Below are 3,524 nucleotides of genomic sequence, written 5' to 3'. Positions count from 1 at the left end.
GATAACTAGGAATTATCATGCAGGAGAAAGAAGCGAAACTCGACCTATCGACGGTGGTGGTTATCGCAGATATTGTCTCCGATGAGACCGAAGAGAGATCGTCCGAGTGGCGGCACGATCTAGAAAAGAGTTCGCTTGGAACAGTTGCTGCGATCACGCAAGCTATCGAATCACTGGGCATCTCTGCACTCCATCTCTCAAGTCTTGATGCACTCACCGAGAGAGCATCGCAGCGCTTTCCTGGCGATGTTGTGCTGTCTATCTTCGGCGGAGAACGTTCCCGCAATCGCATGGCGCTCGTGCCAGCCATATGCGAGTCATTCGACATGCGATTCATTGGCCCGGACGTCTATGGTCGGGTTGTATGTCAGGACAAAGAGATTTCCAAAATGCTTGCATCGCAGTGCGGGATGATCACGCCATGGCATCGCATCGTTAGGAACGAAACTGATCTTGATCGACTGGGTAGCGTACCGTTTCCAGTGGTCGTCAAGCCAAACATGGAGGGCAGCTCTATCGGCATCTCTGAACGATGCAGAGTTGAGGATTCCGCTCAGATGCAAGAAATCGCGCGCGAACTGCTTCGCGAGTTCAACCAACCAGTCCTCGTAGAGAAGTTTGTTGGGGGGCGCGAGGTCAGCGTCAATGTGATCGAAGCCTGTGATGGCATGGAGATGCGCTTCGCGGAAATCAAGATCGCCGGCCATCCTCACTACTTCGAGGGTCACCTGTTCGGAATGGAGGCCAAGGCACCATGGATCGGCCTTGAGGTGACGCCGCTCGACGAAAAAATTGCGGAACAGGACATTGGGGCCATTTCCAGACTTCTGGAAACAGTGGGGCATGTAGGATACTGCCGGATTGACGGAAAGCTGTTTAATGGCCGCTTCCATTTCCTTGAGCTGACGCCCGATGCGTGGCTCGATCCGGAAGGCGCTTTCGCTCAGAGTTTCACGTACTGCGGCTGGTCGTATTCCCAGGTGCTGCGAAGTATCCTGGCTTCAGAGTCCGTAAACCATCGACGTCCAGCGTCCAATGGCTGAGGAAAAGTGGATGGTACGGCTTGCTTAGCATCACAGAGAACCTCTCTGACACGGACTCGGAGCGCTTGAAGCGATACTGCCAATATTCGTCTTGCAGCACGTGCGGCTCCAGTTTTGCGGATAGGCGATCAAGTTCAGCACGTTGGCCGAGTGCCAATAGATCATCGACGAATCCGAGGTTGAAGATGGCGCCCCAGAAGACATTTCGCTCCGCGAACTTGGGTGCAGCGAGGATGCGCATCGAGCGCTCGGAAGCTTCTCTGGCCACATCGTGGCGTCCCGACAATACTGCTGCGACAGCGAGGTTCGTGTAAAGCACGAGTGCAGAGTAGTCGTCGCCGGCGCATGGCACTCCCCGGACGAGCCATTCACAGCACTGCGCAGGTGACGGCGTGCTCGATAGCAAGTTCACCGCCGCTTCGTTATTGAGCAAGATGTGCTGATCTCGAGTAGTCAGCGCGAGCAACGAACGGGCGGTCTCGATCGACTCGCATGCACCAGCAACATTCCCCATTCGAGCAAGGTGGCTCGCTAGCGTCAATTCTGAATAAGCGGCCGAACTCGCAAGTCCGCGCTCACCAAACCAGTCGGCACTGGCACGCAAGGCATCGACGCAAGCAGGGAAGTCGTCAACAAGCTCCTTGAATCGGAGGAGATATCCGTAGAGACGGCGGCTCACCGTACTGGGAATTTGGTCGAGTCGTTCCCACAGGTCACGTGCTTGCTCGATGTGGCCAGTGCACCTCAGTAAGATCAGCTCAATCAGCTCCCCCGCAAAGCTTTCTTCGACATCAGCACTCAGCTTAAGTAGTTTCGCTTTGTCCGCTGCTTCGGAGTGGTCCCCTGTCTCAATCAAACAAGAGCAAAGCAAGACCTCCGAGAACGTAGATCGCGTGGACAACTGCCGTAGTAGGTCGCGCGCTTTTTGAAAGTCCGCGACCTCGCAGGCCAACTCCGCAGCCCAGATGAGAAGTTTGTCCCGCTGATCCGCAAACAGGTGCGCGTTGCCGTTAACGGCCGAGGTGATCTGGCCTACATACCAGGATTGATCGATGTTAGTCGTGACGGTACCGGTCAGTTGCTCGACCATCGCTTCCATCGTCGTCACGTCTGCGAGTTCGACAGACAACCGCAAGGCCTGGCGCAGTGCGAGTGATATGTCTTTTCTGGCATCCCCGGGTGAGAACACAGCATCGCGATAATGGTCGCGGAGTGCACTCTTTGCTAGGAGTAGCATGCCAGCAAGGGGCGGATGAGTGTGTACCGCTTCGGCAACGTCCTCGTTATCGATGCCCAACGCGTCACCCTGATGGCGGACTACAAGTTCTTCGGTGATCAGCGCGATGATCTCGCGCTCGACCGTGAATTTCGAAGCTAGCGTGTTCAATTGCTCGAGGAGCAACTGCAGCAGAAAAGAGGGAATCGCCTCGCCGTGCGCTAGTAGCAAGCACAGAATCATGCGTGCAGTCGGGGACAGTGCCGTTATTCGCCGCCGGTAGCCGTCTATGACGCCTATCGCAACATCCGAAAGCTGGGGCAGTGCCGGATGGCATTCCATTGAGACCGAAAAGCGCAACTGGTTGATGGCCCGAACGTTTCCGTCCCAGCGAAGGTAGTACTCACCGCTAAGTTCCCGCGAACCCGGGAGCGTCTGGCGCAGGAGTTCTTCAAGATGAGGTTTCGTGAGTTGCACTAATTCGACGATGCGCAGCCAAGCTGCATCCTGAAGTGGGGCAGTGCTGATGAAATCATCGAACAAAACGTTGAGAGCCCCGCTCGAGTCCTGCGTGTACTCGAGAATGACGCTTCTAGCTGTTGCGGGATGGAATATCTCGCCGAGGAACTGCAGGCTAGTTGAATCGATGTGCTGAGCCTCGCGCACTACTATCACTAGCTGCGCAATGCCTTCAACCTGGCGCGCGTACCGCATGCAAGTATCGACTGCATCTCGAGAATCGCTCGTGAGCAGTTTGCGGGCACTGTGGTCACCAGTGTTGAAGACCCGATCGAGCAGTTCCACGCTGACGTCGTACAGGGTTTTCAGGCTCGGCACCTTCCGCATGGCGCTACGCCAATCCATTGCACGAGCACGGCGAAGCCGATCACTCTTGAGGAATTCCTCGAATCGAGGGAGGGATACGCTCCCGTCGGCAGCGAGTGCATCCAACGCTTCCGCACAACGCTGGATAAAGAACCCCTGGTAGACAGAATGTGCCGAAGTCTTCGCCCTGACCTGCGGCTCGACAGCTACCGCCGGCATACCTTGCTCCTGCAGTAGTTCCAGTAGTCTGGTGGTCAGACGGGTCTTTCCGAAGCCCGAAGGTGCCTTCAGTATGACGAACGAGCCGGTCTGCTTAGACGGCGGTAGATAGCTCAGCAGCCGCGTTAACTCCTCTCGCCGATTGACGAAAGGAGATCGACGAGGCGACGGCGGGCCAGAGATTTCGGGAATTTTGGAGGCGACCATAATTCCTAGTTATC

At 56.0% G+C, this 3,524-nt stretch carries 2 protein-coding genes; one reads left to right on the top strand and one right to left on the bottom strand.

Annotated features, from left to right (window positions below; all coding sequences use genetic code 11):
- Positions 1-17: 17 nt before the first annotated feature.
- On the top strand, positions 18-1,043 hold the full coding sequence (locus E6C76_RS21915; RefSeq protein ID WP_136350400.1) for a D-alanine--D-alanine ligase family protein: 1,026 nt from the start codon (positions 18-20) through the stop codon (positions 1,041-1,043).
- Here the strand turns inward: E6C76_RS21915 and E6C76_RS21910 are convergent.
- Positions 952-3,510 (bottom strand): AAA family ATPase, encoded by a 2,559-nt coding sequence (locus E6C76_RS21910; RefSeq protein ID WP_136350399.1) that lies wholly within the window; start codon positions 3,508-3,510, stop codon positions 952-954. The two genes, E6C76_RS21915 and E6C76_RS21910, sit on opposite strands and share 92 nt — an antisense overlap.
- Positions 3,511-3,524 lie beyond the last annotated feature (14 nt).

Source organism: Pseudothauera nasutitermitis (assembly GCF_004801295.1).
Lineage (GTDB): Bacteria > Pseudomonadota > Gammaproteobacteria > Burkholderiales > Rhodocyclaceae > Pseudothauera > Pseudothauera nasutitermitis.
This window is presented reverse-complemented; position numbering and strand designations above follow the sequence as displayed.

Excerpts from the sequence above, each read along its gene's own strand:
- E6C76_RS21915 (WP_136350400.1), top strand. The coding sequence starts at position 18 with ATGCAGGAGAAAGAAGCGAAACTCGACCTATCGACGGTGGTGGTTATC.
- E6C76_RS21910 (WP_136350399.1), bottom strand. The coding sequence starts at position 3,510 with ATGGTCGCCTCCAAAATTCCCGAAATCTCTGGCCCGCCGTCGCCTCGT.